The organism is Micromonospora sp. CA-263727 (genome assembly GCF_050942455.1).
Lineage (GTDB): Bacteria > Actinomycetota > Actinomycetes > Mycobacteriales > Micromonosporaceae > Micromonospora.
In genome coordinates this window covers 94,075-114,055 of sequence record NZ_CP192031.1, presented here as the reverse complement: position 1 = coordinate 114,055, position 19,981 = coordinate 94,075, and the positions used below count along the sequence as shown (strand labels likewise).

The 19,981-nt window shown below is 71.7% G+C and carries 16 protein-coding genes; 6 read left to right on the top strand and 10 right to left on the bottom strand.

Annotated features, from left to right (window positions below; translation table 11 throughout):
• The first annotated feature begins 81 nt into the window (after positions 1-81).
• The 5 genes from ACQPYA_RS00510 to ACQPYA_RS00490 all read left to right on the top strand — a co-directional run bounded on the left by ACQPYA_RS00510 (position 82) and on the right by ACQPYA_RS00490 (position 11,026).
• Positions 82-1,038 carry a carbohydrate ABC transporter permease gene (locus ACQPYA_RS00510; protein ID WP_433530669.1) on the top strand — a complete coding sequence of 319 codons (957 nt, stop codon included), beginning with the start codon at positions 82-84 and terminating at the stop codon, positions 1,036-1,038.
• A 13-nt stretch (positions 1,039-1,051) separates the two neighbouring features.
• Positions 1,052-1,939, top strand: a complete 888-nt coding sequence (locus ACQPYA_RS00505) for a carbohydrate ABC transporter permease (RefSeq protein WP_433530668.1) — start codon at positions 1,052-1,054, stop codon at positions 1,937-1,939.
• A gap of 25 nt (positions 1,940-1,964) precedes the next feature.
• Complete coding sequence (locus ACQPYA_RS00500; protein ID WP_433530667.1) at positions 1,965-3,602, top strand: glycoside hydrolase family 13 protein; 1,638 nt, start codon at positions 1,965-1,967, stop codon at positions 3,600-3,602.
• 153 nt (positions 3,603-3,755) lie between these two features.
• Complete coding sequence (locus ACQPYA_RS00495; protein WP_433530666.1) at positions 3,756-6,635, top strand: discoidin domain-containing protein; 2,880 nt, start codon at positions 3,756-3,758, stop codon at positions 6,633-6,635.
• A gap of 104 nt (positions 6,636-6,739) precedes the next feature.
• Positions 6,740-11,026: a discoidin domain-containing protein gene (locus ACQPYA_RS00490; RefSeq protein WP_433530665.1), complete on the top strand. Its 4,287-nt coding sequence runs from the start codon at positions 6,740-6,742 to the stop codon at positions 11,024-11,026.
• A 182-nt stretch (positions 11,027-11,208) separates the two neighbouring features.
• On the opposite strand, the gene ACQPYA_RS00485 is transcribed toward ACQPYA_RS00490, so the two are convergent.
• Positions 11,209-11,955 carry a crotonase/enoyl-CoA hydratase family protein gene (locus tag ACQPYA_RS00485; protein WP_433530664.1) on the bottom strand — a complete coding sequence of 249 codons (747 nt, stop codon included), beginning with the start codon at positions 11,953-11,955 and terminating at the stop codon, positions 11,209-11,211.
• 155 nt (positions 11,956-12,110) lie between these two features.
• On the opposite strand from ACQPYA_RS00485, the gene ACQPYA_RS00480 reads away from it, so the two are divergent.
• On the top strand, positions 12,111-12,962 hold the full coding sequence (locus tag ACQPYA_RS00480) for a Rieske 2Fe-2S domain-containing protein (RefSeq protein WP_433530663.1): 852 nt from the start codon (positions 12,111-12,113) through the stop codon (positions 12,960-12,962).
• Positions 12,963-13,060: 98 nt separating this feature from the next.
• Here ACQPYA_RS00480 and ACQPYA_RS00475 read toward each other — a convergent pair whose 3' ends face one another.
• The 9 genes from ACQPYA_RS00475 to ACQPYA_RS00435 are packed head-to-tail and all read right to left on the bottom strand — an operon-like array spanning position 13,061 to position 19,981.
• Positions 13,061-14,218 (bottom strand): LysM peptidoglycan-binding domain-containing protein, encoded by a 1,158-nt coding sequence (locus tag ACQPYA_RS00475; RefSeq protein WP_433530662.1) that lies wholly within the window; start codon positions 14,216-14,218, stop codon positions 13,061-13,063.
• A 14-nt stretch (positions 14,219-14,232) separates the two neighbouring features.
• Positions 14,233-14,658 carry a pilus assembly protein TadG-related protein gene (locus ACQPYA_RS00470; protein WP_433530661.1) on the bottom strand — a complete coding sequence of 142 codons (426 nt, stop codon included), beginning with the start codon at positions 14,656-14,658 and terminating at the stop codon, positions 14,233-14,235.
• Positions 14,655-15,122, bottom strand: a complete 468-nt coding sequence (locus tag ACQPYA_RS00465; RefSeq protein ID WP_433530660.1) for a TadE/TadG family type IV pilus assembly protein — start codon at positions 15,120-15,122, stop codon at positions 14,655-14,657. The genes ACQPYA_RS00470 and ACQPYA_RS00465 overlap by 4 nt, the downstream gene beginning before the upstream one ends.
• Positions 15,107-15,604, bottom strand: coding sequence for a TadE/TadG family type IV pilus assembly protein (locus tag ACQPYA_RS00460; RefSeq protein WP_433530659.1), 498 nt, complete (start codon positions 15,602-15,604; stop codon positions 15,107-15,109). Before ACQPYA_RS00460 ends, ACQPYA_RS00465 begins: the two co-directional genes overlap by 16 nt.
• Positions 15,605-15,640: 36 nt before the next feature.
• A complete protein-coding gene (locus ACQPYA_RS00455) occupies positions 15,641-15,877 on the bottom strand; it encodes a hypothetical protein (RefSeq protein WP_433530658.1) in 237 nt (78 codons plus the stop codon).
• 27 nt (positions 15,878-15,904) lie between these two features.
• On the bottom strand, positions 15,905-16,768 hold the full coding sequence (locus tag ACQPYA_RS00450) for a type II secretion system F family protein (RefSeq protein WP_433530657.1): 864 nt from the start codon (positions 16,766-16,768) through the stop codon (positions 15,905-15,907).
• A complete protein-coding gene (locus ACQPYA_RS00445; RefSeq protein WP_433533716.1) occupies positions 16,765-17,640 on the bottom strand; it encodes a type II secretion system F family protein in 876 nt (291 codons plus the stop codon). The genes ACQPYA_RS00450 and ACQPYA_RS00445 overlap by 4 nt, the downstream gene beginning before the upstream one ends.
• A 30-nt stretch (positions 17,641-17,670) precedes the next feature.
• The gene (locus ACQPYA_RS00440; RefSeq protein ID WP_433530656.1) at positions 17,671-19,191 is read right to left on the bottom strand and encodes an ATPase, T2SS/T4P/T4SS family; all 1,521 of its coding nucleotides are present in this window, start codon (positions 19,189-19,191) and stop codon (positions 17,671-17,673) included.
• A complete protein-coding gene (locus ACQPYA_RS00435) occupies positions 19,181-19,981 on the bottom strand; it encodes a ParA family protein (protein WP_433530655.1) in 801 nt (266 codons plus the stop codon). The genes ACQPYA_RS00440 and ACQPYA_RS00435 overlap by 11 nt, the downstream gene beginning before the upstream one ends.

Genomic DNA, 19,981 nt, shown 5'->3' with positions numbered 1-19,981 from the left:
CGAGCGGGTGGGGGCCGCGCCGCGCCGGTCCCCACCCCAGCCACGCCGCCCCGTCCGGTCACCGAGCCACCAGGAGTTGCCTTGGCGATCACCACCGCCCCGGGGGCCGTCGACGCCCCGGGTCGCCCCGCATCGTCATCCCCACCCGGGCCCCGGCGGACGAGCCTCGGCCGCAAGCTGCGGGACAACCTCACCGGGCACGCGTTCCTGATCGGTGCGGTGCTCTGCTTCGCGGTCTTCTCCTGGTACCCGATGGTCCGCGGCGTCGTGATGAGCTTCCAGCGCACCCGGCGCGGCGAGACCACCTGGGTCGGCTGGGACAACTACCTCCGGATCCTGGACGACCCCAGCTTCTGGACGGCCTGGAAGAACACCTTCTACTTCACGATCCTGGCGCTCGTCCTCGGGTACGCGGTGCCGTTCTTCGTGGCGATCCTGCTCAACGAGTTCCGCCACGCCAAGGGATACCTGCGGATCCTGGTCTACCTGCCGGTGATGCTGCCGCCCGCCTCCGCGCTCTTCCTCTTCAAGTTCTACGCGTACGACCCCGGCGACGCCGGGCTCTTCAACGCGATCCTCAAGGCCGTGGGCCTGCCCACCTCGCAGTGGATGCAGTCGCCGGAGATGACCATGCCGGCGATGGTGATCGCGTCGACCTGGATGAACATGGGCAGCGCGGTGCTGATCTACCTGGCGGCGTTGCAGAACATCCCCGGCGAGCTGTACGAGGCCGCCGAGCTGGACGGTGCCGGAATCTGGCGGCGGATCATGCACGTGACCATCCCGCAGACCCGGCTGATCCTCGCGCTGCTGGCGATGTTGCAGATCGTCGCCACCATGCAGCTCTTCATCGAGCCGCTGATCCTGGCCAACGGCGCGGGCGCGGAGGACTCGGCGACCTCGGTCGCGTACCTCATCTACCAGCACGGCTTCTTCCAGAACGACCTCAACGGGGCCGCGGCGCTCGGCGTGATCATGCTCGTGGTGCTGGCCGGTTTCTCCGCCGTCTACCTGCGGCTGACCGCGAAACAGGACTAGGACGGGATGACCCATGGCAACCGACTCCGGGACCCGGACCCTCATCTCCCAGGCCCAGCTCCGGCGCGGGCCCGGCCGGGCGATCTACTGGACGCTGCTCGCCGTTGTGATCATCGGGTTCACGCTGGTCTTCCTCGGGCCGCTCTACTGGATGGTCACCGGCGCGCTCAAGTCCGGCCAGGAGATCGCGCAGACCCCACCGTCGCTCTTTCCGCAGGACCCGCAGTGGCAGAACTACGTCGACGCCTGGCACAACCTGGCCCTGGCCAAGCTGCTGTTCAACACGTTCTACTACGCGACCGGCGCGGTGCTGTTCCAGCTCGTCTTCGACACCGCCGCGGCCTACTCGCTGTCGAAGCTGCGGCCGATCTTCGGCAACGCCATCCTCGGCATGATGCTGGCCACGCTGATGATCCCGGCGATGGTCCTCATCGTCCCGCAGTACGTCACCGTGATCGACCTGCCGATCCTGCACATCAGCCTGCTCGACTCGCCGTTCGCGATCTGGCTGCCGCTGGTCGCCAACGCGTTCAACATCTTCCTGCTGAAACGGTTCTTCGACTCGATTCCGGAGGACCTGATGGCGGCGGCCCTGATGGACGGCGCGACGCCGCTGCGCACGCTCTGGTCGATCATCCTGCCGATGTCGCGCCCGATCCTCGGCGTGGTCTCGATCTTCGCGGTGACCGCGGTCTGGAAGGACTTCCTCTGGCCGAAGCTGGTCATGCCGTCACCGGAGACCCGGACGGTCAGCGTCGGCATCTACGCCTTCGCCGGCGGTACGCCGATGAACGTGGTGATCGCCGCCTCGGTGATCGCCGCGATACCGACGGTGGTCATCTTTCTGATCTTCCAACGGAACATCATGTCCGGCCTGACCACCGGCGGTCTCAAGGGATAACCCCCAACCCAGAAAGCAGGTGCTCGTGTCCACAGCAGACGGTCGTCCGTGGTGGCGTGGAGCGGTGATCTACCAGGTGTACCCGCGTAGCTTCGCCGACGGCAACGGGGACGGTATCGGCGACATCGCCGGCATCCGGTCCCGGCTGAGCTACCTGGCCGCGCTCGGCATCGACGCGATCTGGTTCAGCCCCTGGTATCCCTCGCCGATGGCCGACGCCGGCTACGACGTGGCCGACCACCGCGACATCGACCCGGTCTTCGGCACGCTCGCCGAGGTGGAGGCGCTGATCGCGGAGGCACACACGCTCGGCGTCCGGACCATCGTCGACGTGGTGCCCAACCACTGCTCCGACGCGCACCCCTGGTTCCAGGCGGCCCTCGCCGGTGGGCCGGACGCGCCCGAACGGGACCTCTTCTGGTTCCGTCCGGGCCGGGGCCCGACCGGCGACCGCCGCCCCACCGACTGGGTCGGCGAGTTCGGCGGCCCCACCTGGACCCGGACCACCAACCCGGACGGCACCCCCGGCGACTGGTACCTGCATCTCTTCGCCCCGCAACAGCCGGACTTCAACTGGGACCACCCCCGGGTGCGCGCCGAGTTCGAGGAGATCCTGCGGTTCTGGTTCGACCGCGGGGTGGACGGCATCCGCATCGACTCGGCCGGGCTGCTGGTCAAGGATGCGACGCTGCCCGAGATCGTGGCGGACCGGCCGCACCCGTTCCACGACCTCGACGGGGTGCACGAGATATATCGGGACTGGCGGCGGGTCGCCCACGGGTACCCCGGCGACCGGGCCCTGATCGGTGAGGTGTGGCTGCCGGACCGGCAGCGGTTCGCCAACTACCTGCGCCCGGACGAACTGCACGCGGCGTTCAACTTCGACTTCCTCGGCTGCGCCTGGGACGCCGCGGCGCTGCGCGAGAGCATCGACGGCACGCTGAGCGCGCACGCGCCGGTCGGCGCGCCCGCCACCTGGGTGCTCGCCAACCACGACGTCACCCGACACGTCACCCGGTACGGCCGCGCGGACACCACGTTCAGCTTCGCCGCCAAGCGCGAGGGGATCCCCACCGACCTGGAGCTGGGCACCCGCCGGGCCCGGGCCGCCGCGCTGCTGTCCCTGTCGCTGCCCGGTGCCGCCTACGTCTACCAGGGCGAGGAACTGGGCCTCTGGGAGGTCGAGGACATCCCGTACGAGCTGCGCCAGGATCCGATGTGGGAACGCTCCGGCCGGATCGACCCGGGCCGGGACGGCTGCCGGGTCCCATTGCCCTGGTCCGGCGAGACGCCGCCGTTCGGCTTCAGCCCGGACGACGCGGCCACCGCGCCCTGGCTGCCCCAACCGGCCGACTGGAAGGACCGCACCGCCGAGGCGCAGGCCGGTGACGAGCGCTCGATGCTGGAGCTGTACCGCGCCGCCATCGCCGTCCGGCGGGCCGAACCGGCGCTCGGCGACGGCGGGATGGCCTGGCTGCCCGCCCCGGACGGGGTGCTGGCCTTCCGGCGTGACCCCGGGTTCACCTGTCTGGTCAACCTCTCCGCCGAGGCGGTGCCGCTGCCGCCGCACACCGAGCGGCTGCTCGCCAGCGGGCCGCTCGACGACGACCTGCTGCCGCCGGACACCGCCGTCTGGCTGCGTACCCCGGGCCAGCCCGGCTAGCCCGCGCGGTGCCGGCGGTCCCGTCCCGCCGCCGGCACCGCCCCACCGACCACCGACGACCCGCCAGCCCGCACCGACGAGGAGGTACCCGCACCAACGGCACACCGCACCCACGGGGGACCAGGCCACCTGAGGAAAGGGAGAGCGCTGCTCATGGCCGACCACACCGCCCCGCACCATCCCCGCCCACCCCGGACCCGGATCCGTACGGCGCTCGCCGCGCTCGCCGGCACCGCGCTCGCCGCCGCCTCGATCTCGGTCGTCACGTTGACCACCACCGCGACCCCGGCCCGCGCCGCCGGGCTCTCCCCGTTCGACATCGCCGGCCGGGGAGCCACCGTCCCGTTCATCGAGCACGAGGCCGAGAACGCCGTGCACAACGGCACCCGGATCGGCCCGGACCGCCGCTACGGCACGCTGCCGTCGGAGGCGAGCGGCCGGGAAGCGGTCACCCTCGACGCGGTCGGGGAGTACGTCGAGTTCACCCTCACCGCACCTGCCAACGCGATCACCTTCCGCTACAGCCTGCCGGACAACGCCGCCGGCACCGGCCGCGACGCCACCATCGACCTGCGGGCGAACGGCACCCTGGTCAAGGCGGTGCCGGTGACCTCGAAGTACGGCTGGTACTACGGCGGCTACCCGTTCAACAACAACCCGGGCGACATCAACCCGCACCACTTCTACGACGAGGCCCGCACCCTCTTCGGCACCACGTACCAGGTCGGCACGAAGATCCGGCTCCAGGTCTCCTCGACCGCGCAGTCGCCCACGTTCACCATCGACCTGGCCGACTTCGAGCTGGTCGCCGCGCCGATCGCCAAGCCCGCCAACGTGCTCGACGTGGTCACCGACTTCGGTGCCGACCCGACCGGCGCCACCGACTCCACCGCCCGGTTCCAGGCCGCCGTCGACGCCGGCCGGGCCCAGGGCCGCGCGGTCTGGATCCCGCAGGGCAACTTCACGCTCTGGGACCACGTGGTGGTCGACGGGGTGACCCTGCGCGGCGCCGGGCCGTGGTATTCGGTGCTCGGCGGCCGGCACCCCACCGACCGCAAGCGGGCCGCCGGCATCTACGGCAAGTACGTCAACGGTGGCGGCTACCGTGGCGAGATCCGGCCGCACGAGGCCGGCGGGCCCAGCCGCAACGTGACGCTGCGCGACTTCGCCATCATCGGCGACATCCGGGAACGGGTGGACGAGGACCAGGTCAACGCCATCGGCGGGGCGATGTCCGACTCGGTGGTGGACAACGTCTGGATGCAGCACACCAAGGTCGGCGCCTGGATGGACGGCCCGATGAACAACTTCACCATCCGCAACAGCCGGATCCTGGACCAGACCGCGGACGGGGTGAACTTCCACTGGGGCGTCACCAACTCGACGGTGACCAACACCTTCGTCCGCAACACCGGTGACGACGCCCTCGCCATGTGGGCGGACACCGTGCCGAACGTCGGCAACTCGTTCACCTTCAACACGATCAGCGTCACCATCCTCGCCAACCACCTGGTCACCTATGGCGGGCGGGACATCCGGATCACCGACAACGTGACCGCCGACTCGGTCACCAATGGCGGCGGCATCCACGTGGCCAACCGCTACACCGGAGTGAACGGCCCGACCGCCGTCGCCGGCACCATCACGGTCGCCCGCAACACGTTGATCCGTAACGGCAACTCCGACTACAACTGGCAGTTCGGCGTCGGCGCGATCTGGTTCTCCGCGCTGAACCAGCCGATCCAGGGCGCGTCGATCGTGGTCAGCGACACCGACATCCTGGACAGCTCCTACGCGGCGCTGCACTGGATCGAGGGCGCCACCAGCGGGATCAGCCTCAGCAACGTACGCATCGACGGCGCTGGCACATACGCCCTCCAGGTGCAGGCGGCCAGCCAGGTCTCCTTCACCAACGTACGGGCCACCGGCATCGCGCAGGCCAACCCGATCCACAACTGCGTGGGCAGCGGCTTCCAGATCACCCAGGGCGCCGGCAACTCCGGCTGGTACACCCCGACCCCGTACTGCGGACCGTGGCCGGAGCCGCAGTGGGGTGGCGGCCCGACCAGCCCGCCGCCCACCTCGCCGCCGCCGACCACCCCGCCACCCACGACCCCGCCGCCGACCACGCCCCCGCCCACCACGCCGCCGCCCGGCGGGAACCTGGCCCAGGGCCGGCCGGTCGTCGCGTCCAGCCACAACCAGACCTATGTCGCGGGCAACGCGGTGGACGGCAACCCGGGCACCTACTGGGAGAGCGCCAACAACGCCTTCCCGCAGACCCTCACCGTCGACCTCGGCGCGGCCCGGTCCGTCGACCGGGTGGTGCTGAAGCTGCCGTCGGGCTGGGAACGGCGCACCCAGACCCTGTCGGTGCTCGGCTCGACCGACGGCAACTCGTGGAGCACGCTCTCCGGGTCGGCGGGCCGTGTCTTCGACCCGGCCACCGGCAACAGCGTCACGGTCGCCGTGCCCGCCGGTGAGCGCCGGTACCTCCGGCTGAGCATCACCGGCAACACCGGCTGGCCGGCGGGCCAGCTCGCCGAGTTCGAGGTGTACGGCGGCAGCACCCCGCCACCGACCACCCCGCCGCCCACCACCACCCCGCCCCCGGCCGGGAACCTGGCGATCGGCCGCCCGGTCACGGCCAGCAGCCACGTCGACGTGTACGCGGCCACCAACGCGGTGGACGGCAACGCGAACACCTACTGGGAGAGCGTCAACAACGCCTTCCCGCAGACCCTCACCGTGGACCTGGGCAGCGCCCGGCAGGTGGGTCGGGTCGTGCTGAAGCTGCCACCGGCGTCGGCCTGGCAGACCCGTACCCAGACGTTGTCGGTGCTCGGCTCGACCGACGGCAACACCTGGACCACCCTCGCCGGCTCGGCGGGTCGCACCTTCGACCCGGCCACCGGCAACGCGGTGTCGATCAACCTGCCGGCCGGCGAACGCCGGTTCCTGCGGCTCAACGTCACCGGCAACACCGGCTGGCCGGCGGCCCAGATCGCCGAGTTCGAGGTGCACGCCTCCTGACCCGTGGGTGGGCCCCGTACGCCGATCGGGGCCCACCCACGCCGTAAGAGCACCACACCCCCGCAACGCCTCTCCACGTCCCCGGAAGAAGGTGTCGATCCCTCATGTCCAGATTCCGTACCCGGCTCACCGCCGTGCTCGCCGCGGTCGGCCTCGCCCTCACCGCCGCGCCCGCGCCCCCGGCCGTCGCCGCCGGCGGCCCGAACCTCGCCGCCGGCCGCACCGCGACCGCCAGCAGCGTCAACGGCCCGTACGCCGCCGCCAACATCACCGACGGCAACGCCGGCAGCTACTGGGAGAGCAGCGGTGCCCTCCCGCAGTGGGTCCAGGTCGACCTGGGCACCAGCCCCTCCGTCGACCAGGTCAAACTGAAGTTGCCGGCCGGCTGGGAGGCGCGCACCCAGACGCTCTCCGTGCAGGGCAGCACGAACGGCAGCGCCTTCAGCACCATCGTCGGCTCGGCGGGTCGCACCTTCAGCCCGGCCGGCGGCAACACCGTCACCCTCGACTTCCCGGCCACCACCACCCGGTACGTCCGGATCTCGATCACCGCTAACACCGGCTGGCCCGCCGCCCAACTGGCCGAGCTGGAGGTGTACGGCGCGGCCAGCTCGTCGACCAACCTGGCGGCCGGTCGGAGCATCTCCGCCAGCGGCCACTCCGACGTCTACGTCGCCGCCAACGCCAACGACGGCAACCAGGGCAGCTACTGGGAGAGCGTCAACAACGCCTTCCCACAGTGGATCCAGGTGGACCTCGGTGCCACGGTCACCGTCGACCGGCTGGTGCTCAAGCTGCCCGGCGGCTGGGGCGCGCGGACCCAGACGCTGACCGTGCAGGGCAGCACCAACGGGTCGACCTTCAACACCCTGGTCGCCTCCGCCGGATACGCCTTCAACCCGACCGCCAACAACACGGTGACCATCACCGTCGGCTCGGCCGCCACCCGCTACGTCCGGCTGTCGATCACCGCGAACACCGCGTGGCCGGCCGGGCAGCTCGCCGAGCTGGAGGTGTACGGCCCGGCCACCGGCGACACCCAGCCACCCTCCGCGCCGACGAATCTGGCGTTCACCGAGCCGGGTTCCGGGCAGATCCGGTTGACGTGGTCGGCGTCGGCGGACAACGTCGGGGTGACCGGTTACGACGTGTATGCCAATGGTTCGTTGCGGGCGAGTGTGTCGGGTGCGACGTTGACGTACACCGACACCCAGCCGGCGAGCGCGACCGTGTCGTACTACGTGCGGGCGAAGGATGCCGCCGGCAACGTGTCGGGCAACAGCAACACGGTGACCCGTACCGGCAGCTCCGGCGACACCCAGGCCCCCACCGCGCCGACGAATCTGGCGTTCACCGAGCCGGGTTCCGGGCAGATCCGGTTGACGTGGTCGGCGTCGACGGACAACGTCGGGGTGACCGGTTACGACGTGTATGCCAATGGTTCGTTGCGGGCGAGTGTGTCGGGTGCGACGTTGACGTACACCGACACCCAGCCGGCGAGCGCGACCGTGTCGTACCACGTCCGGGCCAAGGACGCCGCCGGCAACGTCTCCGCGAACAGCAACACCGTCACCCGCGTCGGCAGCACCCCGGGCGGGACCAACCTCGCCGCCGGTAAGCCGGCCACCGCCTCCTCGATGGTGCACGTCTTCGCCGCGGCGAACGCCGTCGACGACGACGTCACCACCTACTGGGAGGGCGCGCCGGGGGCGTACCCGAGCACGCTGACCGTGGCGCTCGGCGCGAACGCGAGCATCAGCGCGATCGTGGTGAAGCTGAACCCCGACCCGGCCTGGGGACCGCGTACCCAGACCTTCTCGGTGCTCGGGCGGGAGCAGTCCGCCTCCGGCTTCAGCACGCTGGTCGGTTCGGCGAACTACTCGTTCAGCCCGGCCGGCAGCAACACGGTGACCATCCCGGTCTCGGCGACCGCCGCCGACGTGCGGCTCCAGTTCACCGCCAACACCGGGGCCTCCAACGGCCAGGTCGCCGAGTTCCAGGTGATCGGGACCCCGGCGCCGAACCCGGACCTCACCGTCACCAACGTGACCTTCGCCCCGGCCGCACCGGTGGAGACCGACCAGCTCACCCTCACCGCCACCGCACGCAACGCCGGCACGCTGGCCTCCGGCGCGACCACGGTCGACTTCGCCCTGGACGGGACGAAGGTGGGCCAGGCGAACGTCGGCGCCCTCGCGGCCGGCGCGTCGACCAGCGTGTCGACCACGATCGCCGCCCGGGACGCCGGCAGCTACCAGCTCAGCGCCACCGTCGACCCGGCGAACACGGTCATCGAGCAGAACGAGTCGAACAACTCCTACACCAGCCCGACCCGGCTCACGGTCAGCCCGGTGGCCAGCTCGGACCTGGTCGCCTCGGCGGTCACCTGGTCGCCGGGCACGCCGAGCGCGGGTGCCACGGTCAGCTTCGCGGTGACCCTGCGCAACCAGGGCACCATCGCCTCGGCGGGCGGCGCGCACGGCATCACGCTCACCGTGCTCAACGACTCGGGCACGGCGGTGCGTACGCTCACCGGCTCGTACACCGGCACCATCGGGGTCGGCGCCACGGCCGGCCCGGTCAACCTGGGCACCTGGACGGCGGCCAACGGCCGGTACACCGTCCGGGTGGTGGTCGCCGACGACGCCAACGAACTGCCGGTGAAGCGGGCCAACAACACCAGCGAGCGGCCACTCTTCGTGGGCCGGGGCGCCAACCTGCCGTACGACATGTACGAGGCCGAGGAGGGCTCGGTCGGCGGCGGCGCGCAGGTGATCGGGCCGAACCGGACCATCGGCGACCTGGCCGGTGAGGCGTCCGGCCGGCGGGCGGTGACCCTCAACACCACCGGCGCGTACGTCGAGTGGACCACCAAGGCGGACGCCAACGCCCTGGTCACCCGCTTCTCCATCCCGGATGCCCCGAACGGCGGCGGGATCAACTCGACGCTGAACATCTACGTCAACGGTGTGCTGCACAAGCCGATCAGCCTCACCTCGAAGCACATCTGGCTGTACGGCGCCGAGGCCAGCCCGAGCGACTCGCCGAGCGCCGGGCCGCCCCGGCACCTCTACGACGAGGCGAACGTGCTGCTCAACTCGACCATCCCGGCCGGTAGCCGGATCCGGTTGCAGAAGGATCCGGCGAACTCCACCACGTACGCCATCGACTTCGTCAACCTGGAGCTGGTGACGCCGCGGGCGAACCCGGACCCGGCCCGCTACCGGGTGCCCAACGGGTTCAGCCACGCCGACGTGCAGAGCGCGTTGGACGCGGTCCGGATGGACACCACCGGCAACCTGGTCGGCGTCTACCTGCCCGCCGGCAACTACGAGACCGCACAGAAGTTCCAGGTGTACGGCAAGGCGGTGAAGGTGGTCGGGGCCGGCATGTGGTTCACCCGGTTCTCCACGCCGTCGTCGCAGCAGAACACCGACGCCGGTTTCCGGGTGGAGCCGAGCGCCAGCGGGTCGTCCTTCGAGCACCTCGCCTTCTTCGGCAACTACACCGTCCGGCAGGACGGGCCGGGCAAGGTCTGGGGCGAACTGAAGGACGTGAACAACCTGACCCTGGACAACGTCTGGGTCGAGCACACGGTCTGCGCGTACTGGGGGGTTCACGTCAGTGGGCTGAAGATCACCAACAGTCGGTTCCGGAACACCTTCGCCGACGCGGTGAACCTGACCAACGGCAGCACCAACAACCTGGTCAGCAACTCGGAGGGCCGGTCCAACGGTGACGACGCGTTCGCGCTCTTCTCCGCGACCGATCAGGGCGCGTCGACCGGCAACAACGGCAACGTCTTCGAGAACCTGACCGCCACGCTGACCTGGCGGGCCGCCGGGGTGGCGGTGTACGGCGGCTACAACAACGTGTTCCGCAACCTCTACATCGCGGACATGCTGACGTACTCCGGCATCACCATCAGCTCGCTGGACTTCGGCTACCCGTTCATCGGGTTCGGGGCCAGCCCACCGACCCGGTTCGAGAACATCTCGCTGATCCGGGCCGGTGGCCATTTCTGGGGCGCGCAGACCTTCCCGGCGATCTGGGTGTTCTCCGCGTCCAAGGAGTTCCGCGGCATCCGCGTCAGCGACGTGGACATCGTGGATCCGACCTACTCGGGCATCATGTTCCAGACCAAGTACACCGGCAGCCAGCCGGAGAACCCGATCACCGACACGGTCTTCACCAACGTGTCGATCAGCGGCGCTCAGCGCAGCGGTGACGCCTTCGACGCCAAGTCCGGCTTCGCCATCTGGGCCAACGAGATGCCCGAAGCCGGCCAAGGCCCCGCCGTCGGCTCCGTCACCTTCACCAACCTCCGCCTGACCAACAACTGGCAGGACATCCGCAACACCACCTCAACCTTCACCATCACCCGCAACTAACCCCGCCCGCCCCGCCCCTCTCCCTCCCCGCCCTCGCCCCCCCACCAAGCCGACGCCGATCATGCAGTTGTGGTGCCCGACCAAAAGCGCGAAACACAATAAAGCGCCCACCACAACTGCATGATCGACAAGGGCGGGGGTGGGGCGGGGGTGGGGCGGGGGTGGGAGGGGAGGGGGAGGTATCAGGGGGTGGGGCGGGCGGTGAAGCGGGCGGCGCCGTCGAGGGCGTCGGCGGCGAGGGAGACCATGCCGTAGGCGAGTTCGGCGGCGAGGGCCTCGGGCTCGGGGTGGGTGGCGGTGGCGAGCAGCGAGGCGCGGTCGTTGCGAAGGCAGGTCTGCGGGTGGCGGGCGATCTCGGCGGCCAGTTGCTCGGCCGCCGTCCGGGCCTCACCCGGGCCGACCAGCCGGTTGACCAACCCCATCGCGTACGCCTCGTCGGCCGGCACCGGACGCCCGGTGAGGATCAGGTCCATCGCCCGGCTCTCGCCGATCAGCCGGGGCAGCCGGAACGTTCCGCCGTCGATCAGCGGCACTCCCCACCGCCGGCAGAAGACCCCGAGGGTCGCGTCGGCCTCGGCGACCCGCAGGTCGCACCAGAGCGCCAGCTCCAGACCGCCGGCCACCGCGTACCCGGAGATCGCGGCGATCACCGGCTTGCCGAGCATCATCCTGGTGGGGCCCATGGGGCCGTCACCGTCGGGCTCGACGCGGTTGCCCCGGGGCGTACCGATCGCCTTCAGGTCGGCTCCCGCGCAGAACGTGCCGCCGGCTCCCCAGAGCACCGCCACCGCCGCCTCCGGGTCGGCCTCGAACGAGCGGAACGCATCTGCGAGCGCTCGTGCGGTCGGCCCGTCGACCGCGTTCCGCGCCTCCGGCCGGTCCAGGATCACCGTGGTCACCGGCCCGTCATGCTCAACCCGTACCGCCATCGCACCAGCATGACGGGTGGCCGTTCACCGCGCCCGCCCGGCCGAGGCCACTCGATTCTGGACCGGGCGTAACCCATCAGGAGGCCCGGCACCGTCGGTGGCGATTTGCGCCGGACGACCGGTTTACGACCGGGTACGGCGGGAAGTCGGTCCGTGTGCGAGCGTTGTTGACGAAGATCGAGCAGACCTCCGGCATGGATCGGATCGGCGACCGGTTGCAGCGGGCGGTGCAGGGCGCCCTGCGCGGACAGCGGGTCCGGGACCTGCTGCACGGCGTCTGGCTGGGGCATCCGCTGCACCCGGCGATGGTGCAGGTACCGGTCGGCGCCTGGATGAGCGCGGCGGTGCTGGACCTCATGCCCGGCCAGCGGCGGGCCGCCACCACGCTCACCGCGATCGGCACGGTGAGCGCGGTGCCGGCGGCGGTCGCCGGGCTCAACGACTGGGCGGCGCTCGCCCGCGACCAGCGGCGGATCGGCCTGGTGCACGCCGCGTCGAACACGGTCGGGATGGTGCTGTACGGCGGCTCACTGGCCGCGCGGCTGTCCGGCCGGCACGGCCTGGGCCGTACGTTGGGCTGGCTCGGGCTCGGTGCGGTCAGCGCCGGGGCGTACCTCGGTGGGCACCTGGCATACAAGCAGGGCGCCCAGGTGAACGTCAGCGTCTCCGACCTGCACCTGATCAGCGACGGCTGGCACTCGATCGCCGAGATGGCGAGCCTGCCGCAGCGGGAGCTGGTCACCCGGAAGGTGGACGACGTGTCGCTGATCCTCTACCGGCACGACGACGAGGTCACCGTGATGCTGGAGCGCTGCCCGCACCAGAGCGGCCCGCTCGGCGAGGGCGAGGTGACCGAGATCGACGGCCACGCGTGCGTGGTGTGCCCGTGGCACGGCAGCACCTTCCGGCTCAACGGCGGCGAGGTGATCCACGGCCCCTCCTCCAACGACCAGCAGATCCTGCCCACCCGGGTCGTCAACGGCCGCCTGGAGACCCGCCTCCCCTGACCCACCCGCCACCCTTGATCGTCTGCATTCGGTGACACGACACGCCGATCCGGAAGTCACTTCTGTGCAGACGATCAAGGAACCGCCAGCGTGCTGGATCAGTCTCTGCGGTGGCGGCCCACCGGCAGCTCACGCATCGGGCTGACCGGATCGTGTCCACCAAGGACAGCACGATCACCGGTCGCCGGCAGAGCCGGGTGAGGTTGCCCGGCGGGCCTACGGCGCAGGCCGAGCACCGCGCCGATCTGCGCGCCGACGATGCTGGCCACGGCCAGTACGGCGGAGACGGCAAGGGGACGGTTCACCCGGTCGGGTTCGCCGGCTCGGGCCGCACCCACCGTCACCACCGGCGGATGCTCCTCCGAGGTATCACCGCGCGCCGGCGGCTGCGCCCCTTCCGGGCTGCCCGGCGTTGGTGCGGGCGTCGCCGAACCCGGCCGCTCCGTCCCGCCGCCCGGCTGCTCGACCGTCCCGCCCGGCGTTGGCCGCTCCTCCTCACCCCGCTCGGGTACGACCGATCCCGGTGTGGCCGGTCCGGGGGCGGGTCGGGCCTTCGGGATGACGAGGCGACCGGTGGCGTGCGGCCGGGCACCCTGGTCGTGTGCCTCGGCCGGCAGCTTGATCAGCTGGCCGGGGCGGATCTGGTCCGGGTCACGCAGCTTGTTGAGCGCGGCCAGCTTCCGGTAGTCCTCGAAGTCGTCGAGGTACCGGTCGGCGACCTTGCCGAGGTAGTCGCCCTTGGCCACTCGGTAGACCGCCGTGTCCGCCGGTGCCGGGACCCGGTCCGCCCGCGCCGGAGCGGCCATCGTGGACACCGTGGTCGCCGGGGCCGCGTACGTCGGGGTGGTGTAGGCGGTGGCGGCAGCGGCGGCGGCCGGGCTGGCGGCGAGGATCAGCGCGACCGAGCCGACCAACGCCGCCGCCGCCCGCTGCTGCCGGCCCATCCCGGGTAGCCGTGGCGCTGGCCGGCGCAGTGCCTGTGCGCCGAGTTCCACGAGTACGGAGAGGGTGAAGGTGGCCCAGCCGAACCATCCGACGATCGCCAGCGCCCGGAGGAAGAGTTGACCGTCGTCGCGGCTGGTCAGGGTGGTGCCGATCTCCGCCAGTGTGGGTACGTGGTCGGGTAGTGGGTTGCCGGCGAAGGCCAGCAGCGCGATCGGCCCGCCGACCAGCAGGCCGACCAGCACGATCAAGGCACCGAACCCGGTCAGCATGCGACCGATCCGCCGTACGGCGGTACCACCCGATGCGGCCATGGCTACCTTCTTTCCTAGGGAACCCCGGTCAGCGCCCGCGCGGTCGCCTCGCCGGAGACGGTGACGGTGTTGGAGAAGCCGAAGAGGCCGAGCATGGCCCGGTGGTAGGTGATGGTGACGCGTACCCGGATCAGGGTTTCGCCGTTGACCACCGGGAAGTTCACGGTGTGGCCGCTGGCGCCGGCGGCGGAGAGGTAGTCCGCGACCGCCGCTCGGGCCTGGGGTTGGTTGATCCGCTTGGGCCCGCCCTCGATCGCGGTGGCCCGGTCGATGGCCTGGCCGCCCGCGCGGGCCGCCTCGGCGGCCAGGTTCTCGGCGCGCTGGAGCGTGCGGAGCTGCCCTGCGCCGTCGAACGCCATGCCGATGATGCCGAGTACGCCGATCATCGCGACGGCGAGAAAGAGACTCACCCGCCCGGCGTCGCCCCGCCCGGCCGTCATCCCCGGCTCCGGTAACGGTCCAGCGGCGAGGTGAACGAGGCGGTGACCCGGTTCCCGGCCGGCATGCTCTTGAGCGCCGGCAGCCGGATGTCCTGGTAGGAGACGGTACAGGCGATCTCCACGGTGACCGTGGCGTCCTGCCCGACGGGGCTGTTGAAGGCCGCGTTGAAGGTGGTGGACCGGCCGCCGACCGTGCCACGGAAGGTCACCGCCGGGGCACCGGAGCAGGAGACGCCCCGCCAGTCGAGCTGTCGGCGGGCCGCGTCCCGGGCCTCGCGGCGGGCGGTGGCGGCGTCCCGGGAGATCGAGGCAGCTCGGGCCGCGTCGTGCGCGGCGGCCTCCAGCGCCTCGCTGGCCACCGCGGTACGCCCGGCGACCCCGCCCAGCACCATCAGCGCCACGAAGGCGGGTGCCAGGACGGCCACCTCGATCGAGACCGAGCCCCGGCTCATGGCGCGGTCCATCGTTCCGTTGTCCCGTGTGCGGTCTGCCGGATGGAGAAACTGACGCCCGGCACCACCGACAGGGAGCGGCCGGTCACCGTGCAGGTGACGTCGGTCGCCGTGGCGACGCAGCTCGGCCCCGGGTCCTTCCAGCCGACCAGCCAGTCACCGGCCTGGTCGAGGAACTTGGTCGCCCGCTCCGCACCGGCCCCTGCCGGTGCCTGGTGGAGCCGCTGGGCGTTGACCCCGCTCTGCGCGGCGTTGAGCGCCGTGGAGCGGGCGACGAACACGGCGGCGACCTGGATCGAGGCGAAGACCATCAGCAGGATCGCCGGCAGCGCCACCGCCAGCTCGACCGGGTTGCCGCCCCGCTCACCGCCGCCAGCCCACTCGCCGCCCCGCTCACTGCCGCCGCCGGTCCGCTCTCCGCCGCCCCGCTCGCCGCCGTCACCGGACGGCTTACTGCTGTTGGGCAGCCGACGGTGCCGGATGGTCACGACCATCCGGCACCGGCCGGCGGAGTGGAGACGGCGCATGGGTCAGGGCGCCGTCGGGTTCGTGTGCTTCGGGATGTTGGTCATCCAGTCGTTGGCTGCGCCGAGGGCGGCGGCGGTGACCGCCATCGCCACGGCCACCAGGCCGAAGATGATCACTGCGGTCGGTACCGGGCTGTCGCCACGATCGCCGCGCAACTCCGCCAGTCGCGTCCGTAGCGCGACGTGCAGGTGGATCAGCCGCGCTCCCAGCGCGCCGGGCAGGTTGGTGAGGACGGACATTGGTGCTCCTTCTGATCGGGGTCGGACTCAGAGGCGGGCCAGGAACGGATAGATCGCGAAGCCGAGCAGGACGAAGACCAGCAGCGCACCGGGGATGTCGAGGCGGCTGGTCACCCCCTCGGCCCGGGCCAGGTTGTCGGTGCGGATCTGGTCGCGCAGCGAGTCCGCCCGGCTGCGGAGGGTCTCGTGCACCTGGGCACCCTCACTGCCCGACGAGCGCATGATCGCGCCGACGTCGCCCAGCTCCGGGATGCCGATCTGGTCGGCCAGATCGCGCAGCTCGTCCCAGGGCGAGTGCATCTGCATCTGGGCCATCCGCAACGCCTCCGAGATCCGGTCGAAGACCCAGCCCTCGCAGATCGCGGCGGCCCGCTCCAGCGACTGCACCGGGCCGTGCGCGGCGGAGAGCTGCAACGCGACCAGGTCCAGGTAGGTGCAGACCGCCTGCCGGAACTCCTCCCGGGCGGCGTCGGCGCGGGCCAGCACCGCCCGGTGTGCCACCAGGGCGCAGAGCAACGCCAGGCCGAGACTGCCCAGCACCGGTACGGCCAGCGGCAGCGAGACCCCGACGGCCAACAGCGTGACGCTGAGCAGTGCCGGCGCGGCGAGCCCGATCAGCGCCGACAGCAGCAGGGAGAGCGCGTACTGCTCGGGTGTGCGGTCGAGCAGGGCGAGTTGCCGGTGCGGCGGGCGCAGCCAGCGGGCCAGGCCGGTGAGCCACTCCAGTTGCCGGTTGGCGGTGCTGCTCCGGGAAGTGCCGGCCGGCTGGTGCAGCCGACGCAACGCCGGGCCGAGCGCGGGGGTCGCCGGCACCAGCTCGCGGATCACCAGGAACACGCCGAACCCGATCGCGGTTCCGGCGACGACGGCAATGGTGAGGTGCAGGTTCACGCCACCACCTCCGCCTGATCCGGAGCAGGCAGGAAGCGGGCCGGTCGGGGCGGCTGGCTCATCGAGCGGACCCAGGCCAACAGGCCCACGAAGGTGCCGCCGAGCACCGCCATCACCAGCTGACCGAACGGTGTGCCGTAGGGCTGGACGTACTCGCGGTTCAACAGCCCGTACGCGATGGTGGCCAGGGTCATCCCGGTCAGGAAGCGGACCGCGAAGCGGGGCTGGGTGCGCTTGGCCTCGATCTCCCGCCGGGTGGCCACCTCGGCCGCCGCCGCCGAGGCGATCGAGCCGAGCACGTCGCCGAGCCGTTCGCCCCGGTCGGTCAGGTGCAGGATGAGCGCCGCGACCGCCTGGTCGCAGACCGGGTCGGCGATCTCGTCGGCGAAGGCCAGCAGGGCGGAACGGGCCAGCCAGCCGGCCTGGAGCCGGGCGGCGAGCAGGCGTACCTCCTCCTGGATCTCCTCGGGTGCGGTGGGGACCGTTCCGATGATCGCCTGCTGGAGACCCTGCCCGGTGGCGGAGACGTCCTTGAGCCGGCGGGTCCACTCGCCGACCGCCTCGATCCGGGCGATCGCCCGCTGTTCGGCCCGGCCGACCGAGAACAGCCACGGGGTGCCGGGCACCGCCACCGCGACCAGCAGGCCGACCACCGGCAGGCCGGTGAGGAGGAAGGCCAGCGCCCCGGCGACCAGCGCTCCGATCAGCAGCGCCTGGTGGGCGCGCTGCTCGCGAACGGTGCTGCCGGAACCGCGCCATAGCCGGCCGAGCCCCGGGCCCGCACCGGGCGCCGGCCCGGCGGGGCGACGGGTGCCGACGAGCGCGACGACCGCCAGCACCAGCCCGGCCACGCAGGCCGCCCCGGAGACCATCGCGATCAGCTCGATGTCGTCGCGCACGACTCACCGCCGACCGAGTCGGGACTGCCGGGGCCGCCGCCAGGCGCCCTGACCGGCCTCGATCCAGCGGCTGAGCAGCCGGGCGTCGTAGCCCACCCGCAGCAACTGCTCCCGCACCCGCTCGGGCAGGTGCCGGGGCACCGCCCGGCCGTCCGGCCCCGGGCCGAACACCTGCGTCGTGGTGATCCGGCTGCCCTCGCTGACGCCGAGCACCTCCTCGACGTGCGAGACGAACCGGTGCTTGCGCCCGCCGATCGCGGTCTCGTCCTCGACGGTGACGTAGACGATGAGGTCGAGCGCGTTGCCGGCCATCCGGCGGGCCTGGTCGACGGTCATCTCCCGGCCGTGCGCCAGGGCCAGTTCGATGATCCGCTCGCTCACCCCGGCCGGGGTACGCGCGTGGATGGTGCACATCGATCCCCGGCTGGTGGTCATCGCCTGGAGCATCGGCACGATCTCCCGGGACCGCACCTCGCCGACGATGATCCGCAGTACGCCCATCCGCAGCGAGACCGGGATCAGGTCGGCGATGCTCACCTCACCGGCCGGTCGGCCGTCCGGACCGCGTTCGCCGTGCCCCTCCCGGGCCTCGAAGCTCATCACCGCCCGGTGCCGGCCGGTCCGGCGGGCCGGCAGCAACTCCCGGCTCTCCTCCAGCAGCACGTACGGCTCGTCCGGCGGGATCTCGCTCATCAGGCCCCGGATCACGGTGGTCTTCCCGGCACCGGCCAGCCCGGCGACCATGATGTTCAGCCCGGCCCGCATCGACGCCCGGAGAAAGTCGCGTAGCAGCGGATCGATCATCTCGTCCAGGTCACCCCGGCTGCCGGCCAGGTCGTCCAGGGTCACGTCGAGGGTGTTGTGTTTGCGGATCACCGCGTACGGGCGGTGGCTGACCAGGAACACCGCTGCCAGCCGGCTGCCATCGGGCAGTTGCAGGTCGAGGGTGGGCTTCGAGGTGGAGAGCGAGCGCTCGGTCGCGCCGGCCCGGCGGGCCGCCGCCTGGAGGATCTCCACCAGCTCGTCGTCGCTGTCGGCGATGGGGTCGGCCCATTCGACGCCGCCGCCGTGCCGGGTGATGCGCACCTGGTCGCAGCCGAGGATGTGCACCTCCTCGATGGTGTCGTCGACGAGCAGCGTCTGTAGCCGGCCGAGGCCCGCCAGCTCGGCGGTGACCTGGTCGAGCAGCAGCCGTTCCTCACCGGCGGCCATCGGCGTGCCGGCGCGACGCACCGAGTCGGCGTACTCGGCGACCAGCAGCACGGCGAGCCGGGCCCGCTCGGTGTCCTCCTCGTCGACGCTGAACTCCCGGCCGCGCTGCCACCGGGTGAGCCGTTCGCTCAGCTCCCGCCGCAGCTCGCGGACCACCTGGAAGTCCACCCGCGCCCGGGGCGGCGGTTCTGGTGGCAGCGTCACGACCGGCGGCGCCGGATGGTGGCCGTTGACCGGTGGCAGCGGCGGGGCGGTGGAGGTCGCCCCCGGCGGTTGCCGGCGGGGGTCCGACGACACCGGCTCAAATCGCATCGGGCACCCCCTGGGACACCGGCCACGCCAGCCGGGCCCGCCGCCGTTCCACCAGGGCGCCGACCGGCACCTCCAGCTCACGGGCCGCGCGCAGCAACGGCCGTCCGGCCCGCACGGTGCCGCCCAGACTCAACACCTGCGCGGTACGCGGGTCGTCCGGCAGCCGGGCGATCACCGGCAGCCGTAGCGCCTTGCTGATCTCGCTCTTGCCGTGCCCGCCGCCGACCAGCAGCAGCCGTAGCGCGCCCGGCTCCACCCGGTGCTCGGTGAAGTCCCGTTCGACGGTTTGCAGCAGGGACCGGGTGCCGGAGAGGTCGGGCAGCTGCGCCCGGGTGACCACCAGCACCACCGAGGCGGCGCGCAGCAGCGGCCAGGGCGGGCCGACCACGTGCATCCGGCCACAGTCGACGATCACGTCGTACGGCGGGTCGCCCCGTTCCAGCCCGGTGAAGAAGTCGGCGAACCGCTGCCAGAGCGGGGTGACGCTGCCGGCCTGGGCCGGGTCGACGACCCCGGGCAGCAGCAGCCGCTCGCGCCGTGGCGCGTCCAGGTCGACCAGCTGGGACCAGAACGCGGTTTCCAGGTTGCCGTCGCGCAGCTCGCCGACGGCCAGCTCCCCGATGCCGCGTGGGCCGTCCAACGCGCCGCCGAGGTAGCCGGCGAGGACCGAGCCGCCGGCCGGGTCGCACTCGGCCAGGATCACCCGCCGGTGCCAGCTCAACGCGCAGGCCAGCGCGGTGGTGGTGACCCCCGGCGAGCCCTTGGCGGAGACCATCGCGATGATCGCCAT

Excerpts from the sequence above, each read along its gene's own strand:
- ACQPYA_RS00505 (WP_433530668.1), top strand. The coding sequence starts at position 1,052 with ATGGCAACCGACTCCGGGACCCGGACCCTCATCTCCCAGGCCCAGCTC.
- ACQPYA_RS00495 (WP_433530666.1), top strand. The coding sequence starts at position 3,756 with ATGGCCGACCACACCGCCCCGCACCATCCCCGCCCACCCCGGACCCGG.
- ACQPYA_RS00490 (WP_433530665.1), top strand. The coding sequence starts at position 6,740 with ATGTCCAGATTCCGTACCCGGCTCACCGCCGTGCTCGCCGCGGTCGGC.
- ACQPYA_RS00485 (WP_433530664.1), bottom strand. The coding sequence starts at position 11,955 with ATGGCGGTACGGGTTGAGCATGACGGGCCGGTGACCACGGTGATCCTG.
- ACQPYA_RS00475 (WP_433530662.1), bottom strand. The coding sequence starts at position 14,218 with ATGGCCGCATCGGGTGGTACCGCCGTACGGCGGATCGGTCGCATGCTG.
- ACQPYA_RS00470 (WP_433530661.1), bottom strand. The coding sequence starts at position 14,658 with ATGACGGCCGGGCGGGGCGACGCCGGGCGGGTGAGTCTCTTTCTCGCC.
- ACQPYA_RS00465 (WP_433530660.1), bottom strand. The coding sequence starts at position 15,122 with ATGGACCGCGCCATGAGCCGGGGCTCGGTCTCGATCGAGGTGGCCGTC.
- ACQPYA_RS00460 (WP_433530659.1), bottom strand. The coding sequence starts at position 15,604 with ATGGTCGTGACCATCCGGCACCGTCGGCTGCCCAACAGCAGTAAGCCG.
- ACQPYA_RS00455 (WP_433530658.1), bottom strand. The coding sequence starts at position 15,877 with ATGTCCGTCCTCACCAACCTGCCCGGCGCGCTGGGAGCGCGGCTGATC.
- ACQPYA_RS00445 (WP_433533716.1), bottom strand. The coding sequence starts at position 17,640 with ATGGTCTCCGGGGCGGCCTGCGTGGCCGGGCTGGTGCTGGCGGTCGTC.
- ACQPYA_RS00440 (WP_433530656.1), bottom strand. The coding sequence starts at position 19,191 with ATGCGATTTGAGCCGGTGTCGTCGGACCCCCGCCGGCAACCGCCGGGG.
- ACQPYA_RS00435 (WP_433530655.1), bottom strand. The coding sequence starts at position 19,981 with ATGGCGATCATCGCGATGGTCTCCGCCAAGGGCTCGCCGGGGGTCACC.